At 60.9% G+C, this 19457-nt stretch carries 32 protein-coding genes and 1 tRNA gene; 26 read left to right on the top strand and 7 right to left on the bottom strand.

Annotated elements, in window-relative coordinates:
• Positions 1-162: 162 nt before the first annotated feature.
• From HGB41_RS13505 to HGB41_RS13475, 7 genes are all read right to left on the bottom strand, one after another.
• Positions 163-1416 carry a TerD family protein gene (locus HGB41_RS13505; protein ID WP_171085205.1) on the bottom strand — a complete coding sequence of 418 codons (1254 nt, stop codon included), beginning with the start codon at positions 1414-1416 and terminating at the stop codon, positions 163-165.
• Entirely contained in the window at positions 1413-2330 is a 918-nt protein-coding gene (locus HGB41_RS13500; RefSeq protein WP_171085203.1) for an HpcH/HpaI aldolase/citrate lyase family protein, read from the bottom strand. Before HGB41_RS13500 ends, HGB41_RS13505 begins: the two co-directional genes overlap by 4 nt.
• The gene (locus HGB41_RS13495) at positions 2323-3426 is read right to left on the bottom strand and encodes a cysteine protease StiP family protein (RefSeq protein WP_171085201.1); all 1104 of its coding nucleotides are present in this window, start codon (positions 3424-3426) and stop codon (positions 2323-2325) included. The genes HGB41_RS13500 and HGB41_RS13495 overlap by 8 nt, the downstream gene beginning before the upstream one ends.
• Positions 3423-4184 carry an HAD family hydrolase gene (locus HGB41_RS13490; RefSeq protein ID WP_171085199.1) on the bottom strand — a complete coding sequence of 254 codons (762 nt, stop codon included), beginning with the start codon at positions 4182-4184 and terminating at the stop codon, positions 3423-3425. The genes HGB41_RS13495 and HGB41_RS13490 overlap by 4 nt, the downstream gene beginning before the upstream one ends.
• The gene (locus HGB41_RS13485) at positions 4162-5346 is read right to left on the bottom strand and encodes a phosphoribosyltransferase domain-containing protein (RefSeq protein WP_171085197.1); all 1185 of its coding nucleotides are present in this window, start codon (positions 5344-5346) and stop codon (positions 4162-4164) included. Before HGB41_RS13485 ends, HGB41_RS13490 begins: the two co-directional genes overlap by 23 nt.
• A complete protein-coding gene (locus HGB41_RS13480; RefSeq protein ID WP_171085195.1) occupies positions 5343-6371 on the bottom strand; it encodes an ATP-grasp domain-containing protein in 1029 nt (342 codons plus the stop codon). The genes HGB41_RS13485 and HGB41_RS13480 overlap by 4 nt, the downstream gene beginning before the upstream one ends.
• An 85-nt stretch (positions 6372-6456) precedes the next feature.
• Positions 6457-7032 carry a TerD family protein gene (locus tag HGB41_RS13475; RefSeq protein WP_171085193.1) on the bottom strand — a complete coding sequence of 192 codons (576 nt, stop codon included), beginning with the start codon at positions 7030-7032 and terminating at the stop codon, positions 6457-6459.
• Positions 7033-7286: 254 nt separating this feature from the next.
• On the opposite strand from HGB41_RS13475, the gene HGB41_RS13470 reads away from it, so the two are divergent.
• The 26 genes from HGB41_RS13470 to rpsK all read left to right on the top strand — a co-directional run bounded on the left by HGB41_RS13470 (position 7287) and on the right by rpsK (position 19255).
• Positions 7287-7363: transfer RNA gene (locus HGB41_RS13470), tRNA-Val, on the top strand.
• 277 nt (positions 7364-7640) lie between these two features.
• Complete coding sequence (gene rplC, locus HGB41_RS13465) at positions 7641-8297, top strand: 50S ribosomal protein L3 (RefSeq protein WP_171085191.1); 657 nt, start codon at positions 7641-7643, stop codon at positions 8295-8297.
• Positions 8298-8299: 2 nt separating this feature from the next.
• Positions 8300-8920 carry a 50S ribosomal protein L4 gene (rplD, locus tag HGB41_RS13460; protein ID WP_171085189.1) on the top strand — a complete coding sequence of 207 codons (621 nt, stop codon included), beginning with the start codon at positions 8300-8302 and terminating at the stop codon, positions 8918-8920.
• Complete coding sequence (gene rplW, locus HGB41_RS13455; RefSeq protein ID WP_171085187.1) at positions 8917-9234, top strand: 50S ribosomal protein L23; 318 nt, start codon at positions 8917-8919, stop codon at positions 9232-9234. Before rplD ends, rplW begins: the two co-directional genes overlap by 4 nt.
• The gene (gene rplB, locus HGB41_RS13450; protein WP_171085185.1) at positions 9234-10064 is read left to right on the top strand and encodes a 50S ribosomal protein L2; all 831 of its coding nucleotides are present in this window, start codon (positions 9234-9236) and stop codon (positions 10062-10064) included. Before rplW ends, rplB begins: the two co-directional genes overlap by 1 nt.
• A 10-nt stretch (positions 10065-10074) precedes the next feature.
• A complete protein-coding gene (gene rpsS / locus HGB41_RS13445) occupies positions 10075-10350 on the top strand; it encodes a 30S ribosomal protein S19 (protein WP_056337578.1) in 276 nt (91 codons plus the stop codon).
• A complete protein-coding gene (gene rplV / locus HGB41_RS13440) occupies positions 10347-10679 on the top strand; it encodes a 50S ribosomal protein L22 (protein ID WP_171085678.1) in 333 nt (110 codons plus the stop codon). The genes rpsS and rplV overlap by 4 nt, the downstream gene beginning before the upstream one ends.
• Positions 10680-10690: 11 nt before the next feature.
• Positions 10691-11521 (top strand): 30S ribosomal protein S3, encoded by an 831-nt coding sequence (rpsC, locus tag HGB41_RS13435; RefSeq protein ID WP_171085183.1) that lies wholly within the window; start codon positions 10691-10693, stop codon positions 11519-11521.
• Positions 11522-11523: 2 nt separating this feature from the next.
• A complete protein-coding gene (gene rplP / locus HGB41_RS13430) occupies positions 11524-11943 on the top strand; it encodes a 50S ribosomal protein L16 (protein ID WP_005663456.1) in 420 nt (139 codons plus the stop codon).
• A gap of 12 nt (positions 11944-11955) precedes the next feature.
• On the top strand, positions 11956-12147 hold the full coding sequence (gene rpmC / locus HGB41_RS13425) for a 50S ribosomal protein L29 (protein ID WP_091877207.1): 192 nt from the start codon (positions 11956-11958) through the stop codon (positions 12145-12147).
• Entirely contained in the window at positions 12144-12416 is a 273-nt protein-coding gene (rpsQ, locus tag HGB41_RS13420; protein ID WP_171085181.1) for a 30S ribosomal protein S17, read from the top strand. The genes rpmC and rpsQ overlap by 4 nt, the downstream gene beginning before the upstream one ends.
• Positions 12417-12650: 234 nt before the next feature.
• Entirely contained in the window at positions 12651-13019 is a 369-nt protein-coding gene (rplN, locus tag HGB41_RS13415; RefSeq protein WP_155436388.1) for a 50S ribosomal protein L14, read from the top strand.
• A gap of 9 nt (positions 13020-13028) precedes the next feature.
• Positions 13029-13343, top strand: a complete 315-nt coding sequence (rplX, locus tag HGB41_RS13410) for a 50S ribosomal protein L24 (RefSeq protein ID WP_171085179.1) — start codon at positions 13029-13031, stop codon at positions 13341-13343.
• Between the two features lie 6 nt (positions 13344-13349).
• The gene (gene rplE, locus HGB41_RS13405; RefSeq protein ID WP_171085177.1) at positions 13350-13889 is read left to right on the top strand and encodes a 50S ribosomal protein L5; all 540 of its coding nucleotides are present in this window, start codon (positions 13350-13352) and stop codon (positions 13887-13889) included.
• Positions 13890-13893: 4 nt separating this feature from the next.
• The gene (rpsN, locus tag HGB41_RS13400) at positions 13894-14199 is read left to right on the top strand and encodes a 30S ribosomal protein S14 (RefSeq protein ID WP_091877215.1); all 306 of its coding nucleotides are present in this window, start codon (positions 13894-13896) and stop codon (positions 14197-14199) included.
• A gap of 14 nt (positions 14200-14213) precedes the next feature.
• Positions 14214-14609 carry a 30S ribosomal protein S8 gene (gene rpsH, locus HGB41_RS13395; RefSeq protein WP_171085175.1) on the top strand — a complete coding sequence of 132 codons (396 nt, stop codon included), beginning with the start codon at positions 14214-14216 and terminating at the stop codon, positions 14607-14609.
• Between the two features lie 9 nt (positions 14610-14618).
• Complete coding sequence (rplF, locus tag HGB41_RS13390; protein ID WP_171085173.1) at positions 14619-15152, top strand: 50S ribosomal protein L6; 534 nt, start codon at positions 14619-14621, stop codon at positions 15150-15152.
• Between the two features lie 11 nt (positions 15153-15163).
• Positions 15164-15526, top strand: a complete 363-nt coding sequence (gene rplR, locus HGB41_RS13385) for a 50S ribosomal protein L18 (RefSeq protein WP_171085170.1) — start codon at positions 15164-15166, stop codon at positions 15524-15526.
• A 12-nt stretch (positions 15527-15538) separates the two neighbouring features.
• Entirely contained in the window at positions 15539-16057 is a 519-nt protein-coding gene (gene rpsE / locus HGB41_RS13380) for a 30S ribosomal protein S5 (RefSeq protein ID WP_036208946.1), read from the top strand.
• Positions 16058-16068: 11 nt separating this feature from the next.
• Positions 16069-16248, top strand: coding sequence for a 50S ribosomal protein L30 (gene rpmD / locus HGB41_RS13375; protein ID WP_020655693.1), 180 nt, complete (start codon positions 16069-16071; stop codon positions 16246-16248).
• Positions 16249-16276: 28 nt separating this feature from the next.
• Positions 16277-16708 carry a 50S ribosomal protein L15 gene (rplO, locus tag HGB41_RS13370; protein ID WP_171085167.1) on the top strand — a complete coding sequence of 144 codons (432 nt, stop codon included), beginning with the start codon at positions 16277-16279 and terminating at the stop codon, positions 16706-16708.
• A 28-nt stretch (positions 16709-16736) separates the two neighbouring features.
• On the top strand, positions 16737-18071 hold the full coding sequence (gene secY, locus HGB41_RS13365; RefSeq protein ID WP_171085165.1) for a preprotein translocase subunit SecY: 1335 nt from the start codon (positions 16737-16739) through the stop codon (positions 18069-18071).
• Positions 18072-18090: 19 nt separating this feature from the next.
• The gene (gene infA / locus HGB41_RS13360) at positions 18091-18309 is read left to right on the top strand and encodes a translation initiation factor IF-1 (RefSeq protein WP_005663428.1); all 219 of its coding nucleotides are present in this window, start codon (positions 18091-18093) and stop codon (positions 18307-18309) included.
• Positions 18310-18344: 35 nt separating this feature from the next.
• A complete protein-coding gene (gene rpmJ / locus HGB41_RS13355) occupies positions 18345-18458 on the top strand; it encodes a 50S ribosomal protein L36 (protein ID WP_005663407.1) in 114 nt (37 codons plus the stop codon).
• A gap of 12 nt (positions 18459-18470) precedes the next feature.
• Positions 18471-18836, top strand: coding sequence for a 30S ribosomal protein S13 (rpsM, locus tag HGB41_RS13350; RefSeq protein WP_056337616.1), 366 nt, complete (start codon positions 18471-18473; stop codon positions 18834-18836).
• A gap of 14 nt (positions 18837-18850) precedes the next feature.
• On the top strand, positions 18851-19255 hold the full coding sequence (gene rpsK, locus HGB41_RS13345) for a 30S ribosomal protein S11 (RefSeq protein ID WP_005663404.1): 405 nt from the start codon (positions 18851-18853) through the stop codon (positions 19253-19255).
• Positions 19256-19457 lie beyond the last annotated feature (202 nt).

Below are 19457 nucleotides of genomic sequence, written 5' to 3'. Positions count from 1 at the left end.
CCCCGCGCGGTGATAGTTTCAAGATGAAGAGGCGCCCAGGCTGCCGGACCGTAATTTGAACGCGCGGGCGGGAGGACCCGCCCGCCCTACGAACAGGCGCCGACCCTCAGGTGTTTGGTATGGGGCACTGCCCGAAATTACCCCGCCCACCCTGCAGTGGCGCTAGCCTTTCGAGCCGGTCTTCCAGCGCATCCCGAAACCGAAGTGGCGGTCCATCAGTTCGTGGGCGCTGGTGCCGCCGGACTGCTGGAAGTATTCGGCCAGCTTGGTCACCTGCAGGCTGCCGCCGCGATTCTCGATCAGCGCGATCGCGCACATGATCTGGTTGCCGCCGCCGTCCAGCCGCACTTCGATTGGCGCCTGCTCGGGCACGGCGATCGTCACCACGCCGTCGGTCGCGGCCCAATTCGGCACGCCCTCGTAGATGAAGGAAAAGATCAGCGCGCGCCGGATCTGGTCGAAACGCTCGCCGTTGATATACAGGTTCTCGCCGCCGCTGACCGCCCCGGTCCGGTCGTCCGCCTCGAGCTTGATGAAAGGCTCACGTTCCAGGTCGCCCCAGGAATTACCGAGCGCCTGAACCAGCCCGCGCCGGCCATCAGCCAGTTCGTACATGCAGCCCAGGTCCAGGTCGATGCCGCCGCGGCCCTTGCGGCCTGCGCCGGCGCCGGCGATCAGCTTGTCGAAGAAACCGGTCTTGGCCGGCGGCGGTGGCGCCGCCGTGGAGGACTGGTTCCAGTTCAGGTTCACGTGGATGCGGCCGAAGCTTTTACCCGCGCGCTTGTCGAGCGAAACCTTGTCGCCGCGCTTTTCCAGCGTGACTTTCGATAGCGAGACTTTCGCAGGCGAGGACGAAGGTGCTGGTCCTGGTGCAGGCGCAGGCGCTGCAGCAGGCACCGATTTGGGCGCCGCTTCGCTGCCGCCGAAATGCGCCAGCAACGCCGACAGGCCGCCATTGAAGCCTTGGCCAACCGCGCCGAAGCGCCAGGTGCCGTCGCGCCGGTACAGCTCCGCCACGATCACTGCCTTCTCGTCGCCGAAGTCGGAGCCCGACCACGGGAAACGCACCGCGCTGCCAATGCTCAGGGCGCAGGCGCCGAGCGAGCGCATGGTCTGGGCGCCGTCGATGGCCGCGACGAACACCAGCTTGCCGATCGATGCCGGCAGCAGCTCGAGGTTGACCGCGAAGCGGGAAGCCGCGCCTTTCAAGTCCAGGCGCACCGCGCCCTCCGGGCTGGCCAGCTGGTTGTAGAACACCATGTAGCGGTCGTCCGACAGCCGGTCCGACGCATCCAGCCCGAAGCAGGAGACGTCGACCGACATGCCGGGGGCCTGGAGTTCGATGTCGACCGTGAATGCGCTGCCGCAGCCGAGGTCCTGCAGTTTCCCTTTTTGTCCGCGTGCGAACTGGTTCATGATGGTTCTCCTTCCAGGCTGGTCCGGCGCCCTGCATCGAGGGCATGGGCGCCGAAGCGGTGTGATTGTTCGACCAGGCGCTCGGCCCAGGCGCGGTGGGTGGCGACTTCGCACATGGCGTCGTCCATGCGGAACACGGCCGGGCTGGCGTCATCGAGGATGGCGCGTGCCACCGCCAGGTCTTGCGGGCGCACCTTGTAGTGCTGCTCGATCGGCGCGATCTGGGTCGGGTGGATCGCCGTCTTCCCGACCATGCCATAGGCGAGATCTTCCGCTACCTCCTGGTCGAGCAGCTCGGGCAGGTCGAGGTATTCGAACACCGGCGCGGTCAGCGCGAAGCCGTAGGGACGGAAGGTGGTTACCAGGCGCGCGATGACGGGGCCCAGCGGCGTGCGGTAGATCGTCATGCCGCGCGGCCGGCGCAGGCCGAGCAGGGCCAGCAGGTCGTTGCCGCCGATGCGCAGGCAGAGGATGCGCTGGCGCACGCCGGGAGCATCGAACACGCTGCGCAACTGCTGCATTTCGCTGTCGCAGAACACCTCTGCCGTCTCCAGCGTCGGCATCAGGCTGTGATCGGTATCGCGCACCAGGCGGAAATAGGTGTCGAAATTGTGGCGGGTGACCTTCGGCAGCACAAAGCCGGTCAGCTTGTCGCTGCCTGCCATGGCCAGCACGCGCTCCATGACCTCCGGATTGCGCACCCGGACGAAACGCTCGGCCGGGATGGCGTCGTGCATGTTCGCCAGCACCACCGACAAATTGAACAGCGACCAGCTCAACTCGCGCTCGGCGATGGCATCCTCTAGGCAGAAGATCAGCGAGCGCGCATGCGGCAGCTTTTCGCAGTTGGCGATCTGCGCCAGGTCCTTATGATTGGCGGGCACGTACAGCGACGCGCCCATCGACTTAACCATCTAATGCACTCCTGATCAGCGATACTGCATGGTAGGGCAATGCCGGGTCGATCTCGACCGGCACCTGTTTTTCTTCGGCCAGCACCTGCAGGTGCGCCACGTCGGCAGCCCCCGGCTGGCGCAGCACCAGCAGGCGCGGCACGCGGCGCAGGAGCACGCGGGTGGCTTCGCCGATGCCGGGTTTGATGAGATTGATGTCGGCGATGTCGTAGCCTGCCATGGCCCGCGCGAGATAGGCGCGCGAACGCTCTCCGGCCAGCGTCGCGTCGAGCGCCTCTGGCGCAGACAAGCCGCTTGCGGCCCTGGCGATCGCCAGCGCCACCAGCGCATCGGCGAAGCGCTGCGACTGGTCCGCAGCGACGAACCCGCCCTGGGCAGACTCGCCGTAATACACGCAGCCATGGAAGTCCTGCGGGCCGATGCGTTCGTCCAGCACCGTACGGCTCACCAGGCCCGATACCGTCGCGTTCAGGATGCTCGACGGGATCAGGTAATCCTCCCCGGACGCCGCGCAGGCGGCCGCGCCGGCCAGGTCCGACAGCACGTACAGGCCGCCGTCGATGCTGGTTCCCTGCGCCGCATTGAAGGCGGACACCGACAGCGCCAGCTCACGCGCGATCACGCCCTTGCCGGTCCAGCCGTCCAGGAACACGATCGATTCGCCCCGGTGGCCCTGGTCCAGGATGTGGCGCAGCGCCGCGCAGTCCAGGCCGCGGTCGCGCACGATCGATACCGAATAGTGGACCGCCTGGCGCCCGAACACCTCGCGCAGCAGGCGCACCACCACCACCCCCACCGGGGTGCCGGCGCGCGCCAGCGACACCAGGGTGATTTCGCCCTCGCGCCGCGCCGCGATCAGCCCGGCCAGCTGAAGGCAGTCTTGCGCCATGCGCGCGTTGTTGGCGCGGCAGGCGTCCTCGAACACCGCCATGTAGCGCGCCGACGGCACCGATTCCGGCGACAGCATCTGGCTGTAATGCCGCTGGCCGGACTGGATCAGGCGTTCCTTCTCGAGCACGCTGGTAAATTCCTGCGCCTGTAGGGGCGTGAGCAGGAACTCCACCTCGCCGCAGCGGTAGCTGCCTGAAAAACTCACAGCGCCCCCACGGTGATGCGTGCCAGCTGGGTGGCGCGCGGAACGATCGCGTAGTCGCAGGCCGCCATGAAGGGCGCATCAGAGCGGCTGTCGCCCATGCCGAAGGTGACGATGTCGCCATGCTCGGCGCGCAGCAGTCCGGTGACGCAGGCCACGGCATGCGCCTTGTCGAGCGCCTTCGGCAGGATGGCCAGGTTGTTGCCGTTGCGGTGGACCACGTAGTCCTTGTTGCCATCCGCGATCCACGGCCTCACCACCTCCGCCTCGATCGGCGCCAGGCGTTCGTGCTGCTTGTCCGGGTCTTTCACGACCAGGAAGAAAGGCGTAGCGAAATCCTCGATCATGCGCGCGCGCCCGCCGAAACCGGTGCGCCGTGCATAGTCGTCGATGTGTTTGGCCAGCTCCTGCAGGCCGGGCAGGGCGGCGTGCATGGCCTGACGCATGCCTTCCAGCCAGGGCTTGTGGGCGCTGCCGCCGGGCTGCAGCACCACGCCGCCATAATTGATGATGGCGTAGCTCTCGAAAGGCAGGTGCACGCGGCGCAGGCCGTCCAGGTCGCGCGCGGTGGTCGGAATCAGCGTCATCCCGTCCTGCACGAAGGCCAGGAAGGCACGCTGGGCGCGGGTGGTGTACGAACAGATGCTGCCGTCCTTGTAATAGGCGGCCGGCTCGAGCGCATCATGGCCATTGAGCGCGCTGCACTTCTCGAAAGTCTGGAACAGCGTGTCGTCCAGGTCAGCGAACAGGAACTTCTTCAACTTGGTCCTCGGTCAGGAAATGGAGCAGTCGCGCCCCTAACAGGCCGGCCAGCTCGCGCAGGGCGGCATTGGGGGCCGTTTCATGGCAGACCAGCACGTGGTCGTACTGGCCGGGCGCGACGTTATAGATGAAATTGGCGACGCCTTCGCCGTAGTTGTCCGGGAAGCGCAAGGCATGGCCCACCGCGCCCCAGGTCAGGATCGGCGAGCGCGTGGTCGACTGCACCATCACCGCTACGCCGCGCCGTTCCAGCGCCGCCCCCAGCAGCATGGCCGCGTGCATGAATTCGCCGGTGCCGAGCACCAGCACCGTCGCGCCAGGGGCGAACTCGCCGCACAGCTGAGCCGCCAGGGCCTCCGCTGCGGGCAGGGCGCCAGACAATCCAAGGCGCCCGAAACGCGTGCTGGCGCCGCGGTCCGTATCCGGGTCGAAGCGCTGTGCTTCGCCCGCGGTCACCGTGTACTCGCCGGGCGTGAAACGGTATTCGCCGCTGACCAGCGCGCCCATCGACACGGGCAGACCGAAACGCCCGCTCAAGCCTGCGGTGGCCGCCGCGCCCATGAAATTGGTGATCGTCGCCAGGTGCACGCGCTCGATGCCCGGGTTCAGGCGCCGGCAGGCCTCCGTCAGGTTCAGGAAGGTGTTGCCGGTACTGGCCTCGTCGTCCACCAGCACCAGGGTGCGCGCTTTCAATAGCAGCGCGTGCAGGGCGGGGTCTTCCGGCATGTGCAGGAACTGGCGCGGCGCGTGGCTGTGCGCTTCCTCGAATTCGATCAGCGGCCCGGTGCCGACGCGGTAGCGCGTGGTGTGCACGAACAGGGCCGGGTGGCCGGGGTGGGCGCGCAGCCAGGCCTCGAACACGCCCTGGCCCAGGCCGATCGCGGTTTCGGCCATGGCGATGAAGACCACCGGGCCGTCTACCGCCGGCACGGTCGCGGCCAGGCGGTCGTGGATGGCGATCATGTTCGACGGCGTTACCGGCCAGTGCTTGCCCAGCACCTTGCTGAGGAAGAGGAAGCCGCGCTTGGCGTTCGCGCGGGCGGCAAAGCCCAGCAGCGCATCGGCTTCTTCAAGGCCCTGGTCGAGCGCCACCTCGAGCTGGCCGGTGGGAAGCATCACGCTGCGTCGGGAAAGAACCAGCGGATCGGAGGTGGCGTTCATGCCAACTCCATCGCTTGCGCCACTTCGACCACGCGCATGCCGTTGCGCACTTCCGGCACCTCGACCGTGTCGAAACCGTCGGCAAAGCCCTTGAGCGCGATCCACGGCAGGTTGGGGCCGGCCGCACAGGCCATGCCGATCCCGCCGGACATGCGCGGATTGATCTCCAGCAGGCGCGGACGGCGCGCCTCGCCCTTGCCCGATTCGCGGAACTGCACGTTGAAGATGCCGTTCAGGCCATAGTCGCGCGCCAGTTTCGTGGTCGCCTCGACGATCTCGGGACGCATGTCGATCAGCTGGCCGCTGCCGGCGGCAAGCTTGCGCCGTGCCACCGCTGCCACCAGCCGGCCCTGGTCGCCGACGCAGTCGACGCTGTATTCCTGGCCATCGAGGAATTCCATCAGCAGCATGCTGCGGAACTGCCCCAGTTCGGCCAGCCCGCGGCGCAGGTCGGCGTAGCCGATGTGGTATTCGACGCCCGCCAGCAGCAGCGCGGCACTGCTGCGCTCCTCGTCGATGACGGCAAAGCCCAGGCCATAGATCGAATGCGAAGGCTTCAGGCACAGCTTGGCATGGCGCGGGCGCAGCTGGCCCCAGGCCGCGTCGAACTGTTCGACGTTATCGAAGTGGCGGAACTCGGCCACCGGCGCCTGCGGCAGGTCGGTTTCCGCATAGAAGCCGGCCTTGTCATGGATGAGTTGCAGCTTCGACGGCGAAGCCGCACTCAGTACGCGCGTGCCGATCGCTTCGAAACGCTCGTGGTGGGCCGCCAGCGTGGTCGCTTCGCGCCCCGGCACGAAGATGTCGATGCGGTGCTCGCGGCAGAAGGCCAGGCACCAGTCGACATAGGCATTTGCTTCCAGCCCGGTCGGCTCGCTATAGAACTCGTGCGCCAGGCGCGCGGCCGGTGTGTGGCGGTTGGCATTGCTGTGGATGATGGTGAAGCGGCCCGCAGCATCGGCTTGGCGAACCAGCGTGAAGGCGGCGTAGATGGACGAGAACGTCCTGTTGTACCAGACGCGCATGGAGTCCTCTGTGGCAGTGTGGAGAGATGCGCCCGCACCGTGCAGGGCGGGCGCTGGTGGAGCAAGACAGGGTGGGGCGAACCGCTTACACGTTGACGCCAAACGAGCGGGCGAGGGGACCGAGGCCGCCCTTGAAGCCCTGGCCGACAGCGCGGAATTTCCATTCGCCGCCGTGGCGGTAGAGCTCACCGAAGATCATGGCGGTTTCGGTCGAGCTGTCTTCGGACAGGTCGTAGCGTGCGATCTCGGCTTCGCCGGCGGCGTTCAGGCAGCGGATATAAGCCTTGCCGACCATGCCGAAATTCTGGTGCCGCGCGTCGGCATCGTGGATGGTGACGCAAAACGAGATCTTGTCGATCTCGGCGGGCACCGTGGCCAGGTCGACGGCGATCTTCTCGTCGTCGCCGTCGCCCTGGCCGGTCGTGTTGTCGCCCGCGTGCACCACCGAGCCATCGCTCGATTTCAGGTTGTTATAGAAGATGAAGTCGGCATCGGCGCGCACCTTGGTGTCGGACTTGAGTAGGAAGGCGCTGCCGTCGAGGTCGAACGCGGCGCCGTCGGTCGACCGCGGGTCCCAGCCGAGGCCGATGATGACCTTGGTGAGCCCGGGCGCTTCCTTGCTCAGGTTGACGTTGCCGCCTTTTTGCAGACTGATTGCCATGCGAACTCCTTATATAGTCAGGGATGTGGCCAACGATGCAGCTGCCGCCGCTACTGCTGCGCCGGGGCCGTGGGTCAACACGCCAATATAGTAGGCGTTAATTATCCAATTGTACACGCGCAGTATTCCACCTTTTCAGGGGCGGGCTGTCCATACGGCCGCGGCCTGCCTGCAGGGCCCCGCAGCTTATTTTCACAATTGCACAACACAGCTATTGCAAAACCCACAGGACCGCCTTTATAATTCGGCTCCCCGGGCGGTTAGTTCAGTTGGTTAGAATACTTGGTCGACATCCAAGGGGTCGCAGGTTCGAATCCTGCACCGCCCACCAAAATTCCACATAGCAGTTCCAGATCGCAGGCTCCCCGAGCCTGCAGAGAAAAGACGGTTTATCCTCTTTTCTGTGCTGACCAGCCAGGTCAGATTTCTCTCTTTCTCCAAGTGCAGCGGAAAACGCAACAGGGTCGACATACCCCCGAATCTCTTGTTGCGTCAAGCCTTTTTGCGCGCTATACTAGCCGGCTTCGGTATGGGTTTATCTTTTTTGCCCGCACCTTTTCCTGTAGTTAAATTAGCCCCGCCCAATCGTAGGTGGGAATGGAGAAAAAATGAGCCTGGGCCTTCTCGGTCGCAAGGTTGGCATGATGCGCATCTTCACGGATGACGGGGATTCGATCCCAGTTACCGTGCTCGACGTGTCGAACAACCGTGTTGCGCAAGTCAAAACTCCTGAAACTGACGGTTATACCGCTGTTCAGGTCGTATTCGGTCAACGTCGCGCTTCCCGCGTGATCAAAGCCGCCGCCGGTCACTTCGCCAAAGCTGGCGTGGAAGCCGGTACGATGTTGAAGGAATTCCGCATCGAATCCGCACAAGCCGCTGAACTCAAAGCCGGCGACACCATTGATACTTCGATGTTCGAAGTGGGCCAGAAAATCGACGTGCAAGGCACCTCGATCGGTAAGGGCTACGCCGGCACCATCAAGCGTCACAACTTCGCCTCGGGTCGTGCTACCCACGGTAACTCGCGTTCGCACAATGTTCCTGGCTCCATCGGTATGGCGCAGGATCCAGGTCGCGTGTTCCCAGGCAAGCGCATGACCGGTCACATGGGCGACGTCACCGTCACCACCCAGAACCTGGAAGTCGCTCGTATCGACGCTGAGCGTCAACTGCTGCTGGTGAAGGGTGCCGTTCCTGGCGCCAAGAACGGCCAAGTGGTTGTCAAGCCAGCCGTCAAAGTCAAAGCCAAGAAAGGAGCTTAATTATGGAACTTCAGCTCCTGAATGAGCAAGGTCAAGCTGGCGCCGGCGTAGCCGCCGCCGATACCGTGTTCGGCCGCGAATACAACGAAGCACTGATTCACCAGGTCGTGGTCGCCTACGCTGCCAACGCACGTAGCGGTAACCGCAAGCAGAAAGACCGTGAAGAAGTCCACCACACCACGAAGAAGCCATGGCGCCAAAAAGGTACCGGCCGCGCTCGTGCTGGTATGTCGTCGTCGCCACTGTGGCGCGGCGGTGGTCGCATCTTCCCGAACTCGCCTGACGAGAACTTCACCCACAAAGTCAACAAGAAGATGTTCCGTGCAGGTATCTGCTCGATCTTCTCGCAACTGGCTCGTGAAGGCCGTCTGGTCGTTATCGAAAACCTGTCGATCGACGCTCCAAAAACCAAGCTGCTGAGCCAAAAGCTGCAGGGCATGGGCCTGGAATCGGTCATGGTGATCACCGACACCATCGAAGAAAACCTGTTGCTCGCCTCGCGTAACCTGCCGCACGTGCTGGTCGTCGAGCCGAAAGCAGCTGATCCGATGTCGCTGGTGTTCTACAAAAAAGTCCTGGTCACCAAAGCTGCACTGGCCATGATCGAGGAGATGTACGCATGAGCGCCGCAATCAAATTCAGCGAAGAGCGCCTGATGAAGGTGCTGCTGGCTCCGGTCATTTCCGAAAAGGCGACTTTCGTCGCTGAAAAGAACGAACAGATCGTGTTCAAGGTTCTGCCGGATGCGACCAAGCCAGAAATCAAGGCTGCCGTCGAGCTGCTGTTCAAAGTCGAAGTGGAATCGGTGCAAACCGCAAACCGCGAAGGCAAGCAGAAGCGTTCGGGCCGTTTCACCGGTCGTCGCAACCACACCAAGCGCGCTTTCGTGGCCCTGAAGCCGGGTCAGGAAATCAATTTTGTCGAGGAGGCTAAATAATGGCACTCGTTAAGATGAAGCCAACCTCCCCAGGCCGTCGCGGCATGGTGAAAGTTGTGACCGAGGGCCTGTACAAGGGTCGTCCGTTCGCAGCTCTGGTTGAAAAGAAATCGAAAACTGCCGGCCGTAACAACAACGGCCACATCACCACCCGTCACATCGGTGGTGGTCACAAGCAACACTACCGTATGGTGGACTTCAAGCGCAACGACAAGGACGGTATCCCGGCCAAGGTCGAGCGTATTGAATACGACCCGAACCGTACCGCGCACATCGCTCTGCTGTGCTACGCGGATGGTCATCGTGCGTACATCATCGCCACCAAAGGCATGGCTGTCGGCGACGCCGTCATGAACGGCTCGGAAGCGCCGATCAAGTCGGGTAACTGCCTGCCAATCCGTAACATCCCGGTCGGTACCGTGATGCATTGCGTCGAAATGCTGCCAGGTAAGGGTGCCCAGATGGCCCGTACCGCCGGCGCCGGCGTCGTGCTGATGGCCCGCGAAGGCACCTACGCTCAGGTCCGCCTGCGCTCGGGTGAAGTTCGTCGCGTGCACATCGAGTGCCGCGCTACCGTTGGCGAAGTCGGCAATGCCGAGCACAGCCTGCGCAAGATCGGTAAAGCTGGTGCGATGCGCTGGCGCGGTGTTCGTCCTACCGTTCGCGGTGTGGTCATGAACCCGGTCGATCACCCGCACGGTGGTGGTGAAGGTAAAACCGCAGCTGGTCGTCATCCAGTGTCGCCTTGGGGCCAACAGACGAAGGGCAAGAAGACGCGTTCGAACAAGCGTACTTCGTCGATGATCGTTTCGCGCCGCGGCAAGAAATAAGGGATAACACATGACTCGTTCATTGAAAAAAGGGCCGTTCGTTGACGCCCACCTGGTGAAAAAAGTCGAAGCCGCGCAAGCGAACAAAGACAAAAAGCCGGTAAAAACCTGGTCGCGCCGCTCGACGATCACGCCTGACTTCATCGGTCTGACGATCGCTGTGCACAACGGCAAGCTGCACGTGCCTGTGTACGTGTCGGAGAACATGGTCGGCCACAAGCTCGGCGAATTCGCGCTGACCCGTACGTTCAAGGGCCACGCCGCTGACAAGAAGGCGAAAAAATAATGGAAACTAAAGCAATCCTCAAAGGCGTGCGCCTGTCGGAACAAAAGGGCCGCCTCGTTGCGGACCTGATCCGCGGCAAGAAAGTTGACGCAGCACTCAACATTCTGCAGTTCAGCCCGAAGAAGGGCGCGACCATCATCAAGAAGGTTCTCGAGTCGGCTATCGCCAACGCGGAACACAATGATGGCGCCGACATCGACGAGCTGAAAGTCGTGCAGATCTATGTTGAAAAGGGCCCGATCCTCAAGCGCTTTACGGCTCGCGCCAAAGGCCGCGGTGATCGCATTTCGAAACAATCCTGTCACATTTACGTGACTGTCGGTAACTAAGGGGTCATACGATGGGTCAGAAAATCCACCCAACCGGCTTCCGCCTGGCGGTCACCCGTAACTGGGCATCGCGCTGGTACGCTGGCAACGGCAACTTCGCCGACATGCTGCAAGAAGACCTGGCAGCACGCGCATTCCTGAAAAAGAAGCTGAAGAACGCTTCGGTCGGCCGCATCGTCATCGAGCGTCCAGCCAAGAATGCACGCTTCACCATTTACTCGTCGCGTCCAGGTGTCGTGATCGGTAAAAAAGGCGAAGACATCGAAGTGCTGAAGACTTCGCTGGCGAAGATCATGGGCGTGCCTGTGCACGTCAACATCGAAGAGATCCGCAAGCCAGAGATCGATTCGCAGCTGATCGCCGACTCGATTTCGCAGCAGCTCGAAAAGCGCATCATGTTCCGCCGCGCGATGAAGCGTGCCATGCAAAACGCCATGCGTCTGGGTGCCGTCGGCATCAAGATCATGTCGTCGGGCCGCCTGAACGGCATCGAAATCGCACGTACCGAATGGTACCGCGAAGGCCGTGTGCCCCTGCACACCCTGCGCGCCGATATCGACTACGGCACCAGCGAAGCATCGACCACGTACGGCATCATCGGCGTCAAGGTCTGGGTCTACAAGGGCGACCGTTCGGTCACCGGCGAAGCACCAGTCATCGACACCCCGCCGGACGAGAAGAAGCCACGCGGACCACGTCGTGACGATGGCAAGCCATCGCGCGGCCCACGTCCAGCCGGCGGTGCCCGTCCAGCAACTGCAGCGCCAGTCGTGCGCGCTCGTCCAGCCGTCAAGCTGCCGACGCCAGCCGCCGCTGAGCCAGCCGAGAAAGCAGGAGAATAAGCATGCTGCAACCATCGCGCAGGAAGTATCGTAAAGAGCAGAAAGGCCGTAACACCGGCATTTCGCACACCCGCGGCACCGCGGTCTCGTTCGGTGAATTCGGTCTGAAGGCAGTTGCCCGCGGCCGTATCACTGCACGCCAGATCGAAGCGGCACGTCGTGCCATGACCCGTCACATCAAGCGTGGCGGTCGTATCTGGATCCGTATCTTCCCGGACAAGCCGATTTCGAACAAGCCGGCCGAAGTCCGTATGGGTAACGGTAAGGGTAATCCAGAGTATTACGTCGCTGAAATCCAGCCAGGCAAAGTCCTGTACGAGATGGACGGCGTCGCTGAAGAACTGGCACGCGAAGCGTTCCGCCTGGCCGCTGCCAAACTGCCACTGGCTACCACTTTCGTGGTCCGCCAGGTCGGCCAATAAAAGGAGTTGAATATGAAAGCATCGGAACTCCTCGGCAAGGACCAGGAAGCCCTGCAAAAGGAGCTGAATGAGCTGCTCAAGGCCCAGTTCGGCCTGCGCATGCAAATCGCTACCCAGCAGCTGGGTAACACTTCGCAGCTCAAGAAAGTACGTCGCGACATCGCACGTGTGAAGACCGTGATGAACCAGAAGGAAGCCAAATGAACGACACCACTAAAACGGCGCTGAAGCGTACGCTGGTCGGCAAAGTCGTGTCCGACAAAATGGACAAGACGGTGACCGTACTGATCGAGCGTCACGTGAAGCACCCGCTGTACGGCAAAATCATCGTGCGTTCGAACAAGTATCACGCGCACGACGAGACCAACCAGGTCAAGATCGGCGACACGGTCGAGATCACGGAAGGTCGCCCGATCTCGAAGACGAAAGCGTGGACGGTGACTCGCGTTGTGCAAGAAGCACAGGTCATCTAAGCCTTAAAATTTGTCTTGCGTGGCCCGCTGGTATCTGAGATACTAGCGGGCTTCGTTCATGTGTTGCCGCAGTTTGTCCCCCCTCGGTAACTGCGGCCTGTAACGAAAGTTATTTGGAAAGTCCATCACCCAAACATAGCGCTCCAGCAGGAGCGGTATGGCGGGACCAAGACTGACCGCAGGCCTACGGTTCGCCGTGGGGTTTCTTCGGCTTAAGTTGGGAAAGAAAATACTATGATTCAAACCGAAAGCCGGCTCGAAGTGGCCGACAACACCGGTGCAAAGGAAGTTCTGTGCATCAAGGTGTTGGGCGGTTCCAAGCGCCGTTATGCGAGCATTGGCGACGTGATCAAAGTAACCGTCAAGGTTGCTGCGCCACGTGGTCGTGTCAAAAAAGGTGAAATTTACAACGCCGTGGTTGTGCGTACCGCCAAAGGTGTGCGCCGCCAGGATGGTTCCCTGGTCAAGTTCGATGGCAATGCCGCCGTCCTGCTGAACGCCAAGCTGGAGCCGATCGGTACCCGTATCTTCGGACCAGTGACCCGCGAACTGCGCACTGAAAAGTTCATGAAGATCGTGTCCCTGGCACCTGAAGTTCTGTAAGGATTCGACATGGATAAGATTCGTAAAAACGACGAAGTCATCGTTCTCGCCGGTAAAGACAAGGGCAAGCGCGGTGTCGTTCAACAGCGTGTAGACGCTGAACACGTCATCGTCGAAGGCGTCAACGTCGCTAAAAAAGCGACCAAGCCTAACCCGATGACCGGTGTTACTGGTGGTATCGTCGACAAGACTATGCCGATTCACGTGTCGAACGTTGCGCTGTTCAACGCAGCGACCGGCAAGGCAGATCGCGTTGGCTTCAAAGACCAGGACGGCAAAAAAGTCCGCGTCTTCAAGTCGAGCGGCGAAGTAGTGAAGGGGTAAGAATAAATGGCCCGTCTCCAAGATATTTACAAAGAAAAAGTCGTCGCTGAACTGACCGAGAAATTCGGCTACAAGTCGTCGATGGAAGTGCCGCGCCTGACCAAGATCACCCTGAACATGGGTGTCGGTGAAGCGATCGCTGACAAGAAAGTGCTCGAGCACGCAACTGGCGACCTGACCAAGATCGCCGGCCAGAAGCCGGTCACCACCAAGTCGCGCAAGGCAATCGCAGGTTTCAAGATCCGCGAAGGCTATCCGATCGGTACCATGGTGACCCTGCGCGGTAACCGCATGTACGAATTCCTGGATCGCTTCATCACCGTGGCCCTGCCGCGCGTGCGTGACTTCCGAGGTGTGAACGGCAAATCGTTCGACGGTCGTGGCAACTACAACATCGGCGTCAAGGAACAGATCATCTTCCCTGAAATCGATTACGACAAGATCGACGCGCTGCGTGGCATGAACATCTCGATCACGACCACCGCTAAGACCGACGAAGAAGCCAAAGCGCTGCTCGCCGCCTTCAAATTCCCGTTCAGGAACTAAGAGCATGGCAAAACTTGCACTGATTAACCGCGAACAGAAGCGTGCAGACCTGGTGGAGAAATTCGCCGCAAAGCGTGCAGCTCTGAAAGCGATCATCAACGACCAGTCGAAGTCGGAAGAAGAGCAATACGAAGCACGCCTGAAACTGCAGGCACTGCCACGTAACTCGGCGCCGACCCGCCAGCGTAACCGCTGCGCAATCACCGGTCGTCCACGTGGCACTTTCCGTAAATTCGGTCTTGCCCGCACCAAAGTCCGTGAGTTCGCCATGAAAGGCGAAATCCCGGGTATGACCAAAGCCAGCTGGTAATAGGAGAATATGCAATGAGTATGAGCGATCCTATCGCCGATATGCTGACCCGCATTCGCAACGCACAAGTTGTCCAGAAAACCACGGTCGCAATGCCGTCGTCCAAAGTCAAGGTTGCCATTGCCAACGTCCTGAAGGACGAGGGTTACATTGAAGATTTCGCCGTGTCCACCGAAGGTGGCAAGTCGGAACTGAAAATCGGTTTGAAGTATTACACCGGCCGTCCGGTCATCGAGCGCATCGAGCGCGTCTCGCGTCCAGGCCTGCGCGTCTACAAGGGCAAGAACGAGATCCCAACCGTCATGAACGGCCTGGGTGTCGCTATCGTTTCGACCCCGCAAGGCGTCATGACCGACCGCAAAGCACGTGCTACCGGCGTCGGTGGCGAAGTGCTGTGCTACGTGGCTTAAGGAGTAGACATGTCTCGAGTAGCTAAGATGCCAATCGCCGTCCCGGCCGGTACCGATGTCGCGATCAACGCGTCGTCGATCACCGTCAAGGGCCCGCTGGGCACCCTGACCCAGGCCCTGAACGGCCAGGTCAAAGTAGAAAACAAAGACGGCACGCTGACTTTCGACGTAGTGGACGATTCCCGTGAATCGAACGCCATGTCGGGTACCCTGCGCGCCCTGGTCAACAACATGGTTACCGGCGTCACCAAGGGTTTCGAGCGCAAGCTGAACCTGGTGGGCGTGGGCTACAAGGCAGCAGTGCAGGGCAACGCCCTGAACCTGTCCCTGGGCTTCTCGCACCCGGTGCTGCACGCGATGCCGGAAGGCGTCACTGCAACCACCCCGACCCCGACCGAGATCCTGATCAAGGGTATCGATCGTCAAAAGGTCGGCCAGGTGGCTGCCGAAGTGCGTGCTTACCGCTCGCCTGAGCCTTACAAAGGCAAGGGTGTCCGTTATTCGGACGAAGTGGTGAAGCTTAAAGAAACCAAGAAGAAATAATCGGAGCTGACATGGACAAAAAAGAATCACGTCTGCGTCGCGGACGTCAAACCCGCATCAAGATTGCACAGCTGGGCGTGAACCGTTTGTCGGTTCACCGCACCAACCTGCACATCTATGCGAACCTGACCAGCCCGGACGCAAAGGTGCTGGTGTCGGCTTCGACGCTGGAAGCTGAAGTGCGCGCTGAACTGGCTGGCAAGACCGGCGTCGGCGGTAACGCTGCCGCTGCTGCCATCGTCGGCAAGCGCGTCGCTGAAAAAGCACTGAAAGCAGGAATCACCGAAGTAGCGTTCGACCGCTCGGGTTTCCGTTACCACGGCCGTGTGAAGGCGCTGGCGGAAGCCGCGCGTGAAGCCGGTCTGAAGTTCTAAGGAAGAATCGTCATGGCAAAAATGCAAGCGAAAATGGCAAGCGACAAGCCGGATGATGGCATGCGCGAGAAAATGATCGCGATCAACCGCGTGACCAAAGTGGTCAAGGGTGGTCGTATCATGGGTTTTGCAGCGCTGACCGTTGTCGGTGACGGCGATGGCCGCATCGGCATGGGCAAAGGCAAGTCGAAGGAAGTTCCAGTCGGCGTGCAAAAAGCGATGGAAGAAGCCCGCCGCAACCTGATCAAGGTGCCCCTCAAGAACGGTACGCTGCACCACACCGTCACCGGTCGTCACGGCGCCTCGCGCGTCATGATGTCGCCAGCCAAGCCTGGTACCGGCGTCATCGCTGGTGGCGCAATGCGCGCTATCTTCGAAGTGATGGGCGTGACCGACGTGGTCGCCAAATCGACCGGTTCGTCGAACCCGTACAACCTGGTTCGCGCAACGCTCGACGGCCTGTCGAAAATGAGCACTGCTTCCGACATCGCCGCCAAGCGCGGCAAGTCGGTTGAAGACATCCTGGGTTAAGGGGAACAAACATGGCAAACACTGTCAAAGTTCAGCTCGTCAAGGGCTTGATCGGTACCCGTCAGGATCACCGTGCCACCGTGCGCGGCCTGGGTCTGCGTCGTGTCAACTCGGTCTCCGAGCTGCAGGACACCCCATCCGTGCGTGGCATGATCAACAAAGTCGCGTACCTCGTTAAAGTAGTCTCGTAAGCCCTCGGGCTTACGTACGGAGAAATCAATGGAACTCAATACCATTCAACCAGCTGACGGCGCCAAGCACTACAAGCGCCGCGTCGGTCGCGGTATCGGCTCCGGCCTGGGCAAGACTGCCGGCCGTGGTCACAAGGGTCAGAAATCGCGTTCGGGCGGCTTCCACAAAGTCGGCTTCGAAGGCGGTCAGATGCCTCTGCAGCGTCGTCTGCCGAAGCGTGGCTTCAAGTCGCTGAACGCGACCTTCAAGGCGGAAGTTCGCCTGTCGGACCTGAACAACCTGGCAGTCGGCGATGTCGACATCATGGTGCTCAAGCAAGCAGGTATCCTGCCTGTGCTGGCACGTGATGTCCGCGTCATCCTGTCGGGCGAGGTCACCAAGGCGGTGAACCTCAAGGGCCTGAAGGTCTCGGCCGGCGCGAAAGCGGCGATCGAAGCAGCTGGCGGTTCGGTCGCTTAATTGCGGCCCTGCCTGATCGGAGCAAAAATTGGCGACTAATTCACAACTTGGTAAAAGCGCTGCTTCCGGATTCCCCTGGGGCCGGCTGTGGTTTTTGCTTGGCGCGTTGGTCGTGTACCGCATCGGTGCTCACATCCCGGTTCCCGGGATTGACCCGGTGCAGCTGGCGGCACTGTTCAAGCAGAACGAAGGCGGCATCCTGGGCATGTTCAACATGTTCTCGGGCGGCGCCTTGTCCCGCTTTACCGTGTTCGCCCTCGGCATCATGCCTTACATTTCGGCTTCGATCATCATGCAGCTCGCATCGATTGTCTCGCCGCAACTCGAGGCATTGAAGAAAGAGGGCGAGGCCGGCCGTCGCAAGATCACCCAGTACACCCGTTATTTCACGGTGGCGCTGGCGCTGTTCCAGGCGTTCGGTATCTCGGTTGCGCTCGAGTCGCAACCTGGTCTCGTGCTCGATCCGGGCATGGGCTTCCGCTTCGTCACGGTGACGACCCTGCTGACTGGCACCATGTTCCTTATGTGGCTGGGCGAGCAAATCACCGAGCGTGGTCTTGGTAACGGTATTTCGATCATCATTTTTGCCGGTATCGCAGCAGGTCTGCCGTCGGCCCTCGGTGGCTTGTTCACCCTGGTTTCGAACGGTTCGATCAGCAGCTTCTCCGCGATCATTATCGTGGTCCTGGTAGCAGCGGTAACGTATGCTGTCGTGTTCGTGGAGCGCGGGCAGCGCAAGATCCTGGTCAATTACGCCAAGCGTCAAGTCGGTAACAAGATCTACGGTGGCCAAACCAGCCACCTGCCCTTGAAACTGAACATGGCCGGCGTGATCCCACCGATCTTCGCTTCCTCGATCATCCTGTTCCCGGCGACGATCGTCGACTGGTTCACGCGTGGCAAGGATTCCACGAGCCCGTTCATCGGGTTCCTGAAAGACCTCGCTGCGTCGATGGGTCCAGGCGAGCCGATCCACGCGTTGCTGTATGCGGTGGCGATTGTGTTTTTCTGCTTCTTCTATACGGCGCTGGTATTTAACAGCAAGGAAACGGCGGACAACTTGAAGAAGAGCGGCGCGTTTGTCCCAGGCATCCGTCCTGGCGACCAGACCGCACGCTACATCGACAAGATCCTGATGCGCCTGACCCTGGCCGGTGCGGTTTATATCACCCTGGTGTGTTTGGTGCCGGAATTCATGACCTCGCAGTGGAAAGTTCCTTTCTACTTCGGTGGTACGTCCCTCCTCATTGTCGTGGTGGTGACGATGGACTTCATGGCACAAGTACAGAATTACGTCATGTCGCAACAGTACGAATCATTGTTGCGGAAGGCGAATTTCAAGGGCGGTATTCCGTCACGTTAAGCGGGAAGGCATAGAGCGTATGGCAAAAGACGACGTCATCCAAATGCAAGGGGAGATTCTCGAGAATCTCCCGAACGCAACATTTCGCGTGAAGCTGGAAAATGGGCACGTGGTTCTTGGGCATATCTCGGGTAAAATGCGGATGAATTACATCCGTATTCTCCCGGGCGACAAGGTGACGGTGGAGTTGACCCCGTACGACCTGTCCCGGGCCCGCATTGTGTTCCGCACCAAGTAAAAATCATTAAGTAAACGAACCGAAGAGAGTGCAAAATGAAAGTTAACGCTTCAGTCAAGCGGATCTGCCGCAACTGCAAGATCATCAAGCGCAAGGGCGTGGTCCGTGTGATCTGCGTCGAGCCGCGTCACAAGCAGCGTCAAGGTTAAGAGGAATAACGAATGGCACGTATTGCAGGGGTTAACATCCCAAATCATCAGCACACTGTTATCGGCCTGACGGCGATCTACGGTGTTGGCCGCCCACGCTCGCAGAAGATCTGCGACGCGACTGGTATCGCGACCAACAAGAAGGTCAAGGACCTCGACGATAACGAACTCGAGAAGCTGCGTGACGAAGTCGCGAAGTTTGTCGTGGAAGGCGATCTGCGCCGCGAACTGTCCATGAACATCAAGCGTCTGATGGATCTGGGCTGCTACCGCGGCATGCGTCACCGTAAGGGTCTGCCAGTGCGCGGTCAGCGTACCCGCACCAATGCTCGCACCCGCAAGGGTCCGCGCAAGGCCGCTCAATCGCTCAAGAAATAATCTAGGAACCGACTATGGCCAAGCAACAGAGCAGCGCAGCAGCAGCCCGCGTGCGCAAGAAAGTCAAGAAGAACGTTGCCGAGGGCATCGCCCACGTGCACGCGTCCTTCAACAACACGATCATCACGATCACCGACCGCCAGGGCAACGCCCTGTCGTGGGCAACCTCCGGCGGCGCCGGCTTCAAGGGTTCGCGCAAATCGACCCCGTTCGCAGCTCAGGTCGCTGCCGAAGCTGCTGGCAAGGTCGCTCAGGAGTCGGGCGTGAAGAACCTGGAAGTGCGCATCAAGGGCCCAGGCCCAGGCCGTGAATCGGCTGTGCGTGCACTGAACAACCTGGGCATCAAGATCACCGAGATCCAGGACGTTACTCCAGTTCCGCACAACGGCTGCCGTCCTCCAAAGCGTCGTCGTATCTAATTGATACTACACGCGTGCAGTGAGCGGTTTTCGGATCGCTGACTGTGGCGAAAAGCCGTCATACGGGGCCTAGCGCCCCGTTATGTATTACGAGATCAGCCGGTGCAGAGCCCAGAAATGGGTTATACTGCCCGGCTCTTGTCGCCTGTCGCATTTTGTTGGCAGGTGTTTTTAAGCCACGTCCGCTCATTCACTGGGTCGG

The sequence above is a fragment of the Telluria aromaticivorans genome (assembly GCF_013003915.1).
Lineage (GTDB): Bacteria > Pseudomonadota > Gammaproteobacteria > Burkholderiales > Burkholderiaceae_D > Telluria > Telluria aromaticivorans.
Note: the sequence above shows the minus strand (reverse complement) of the source record. Positions and strands in the feature narration are given on the sequence as shown.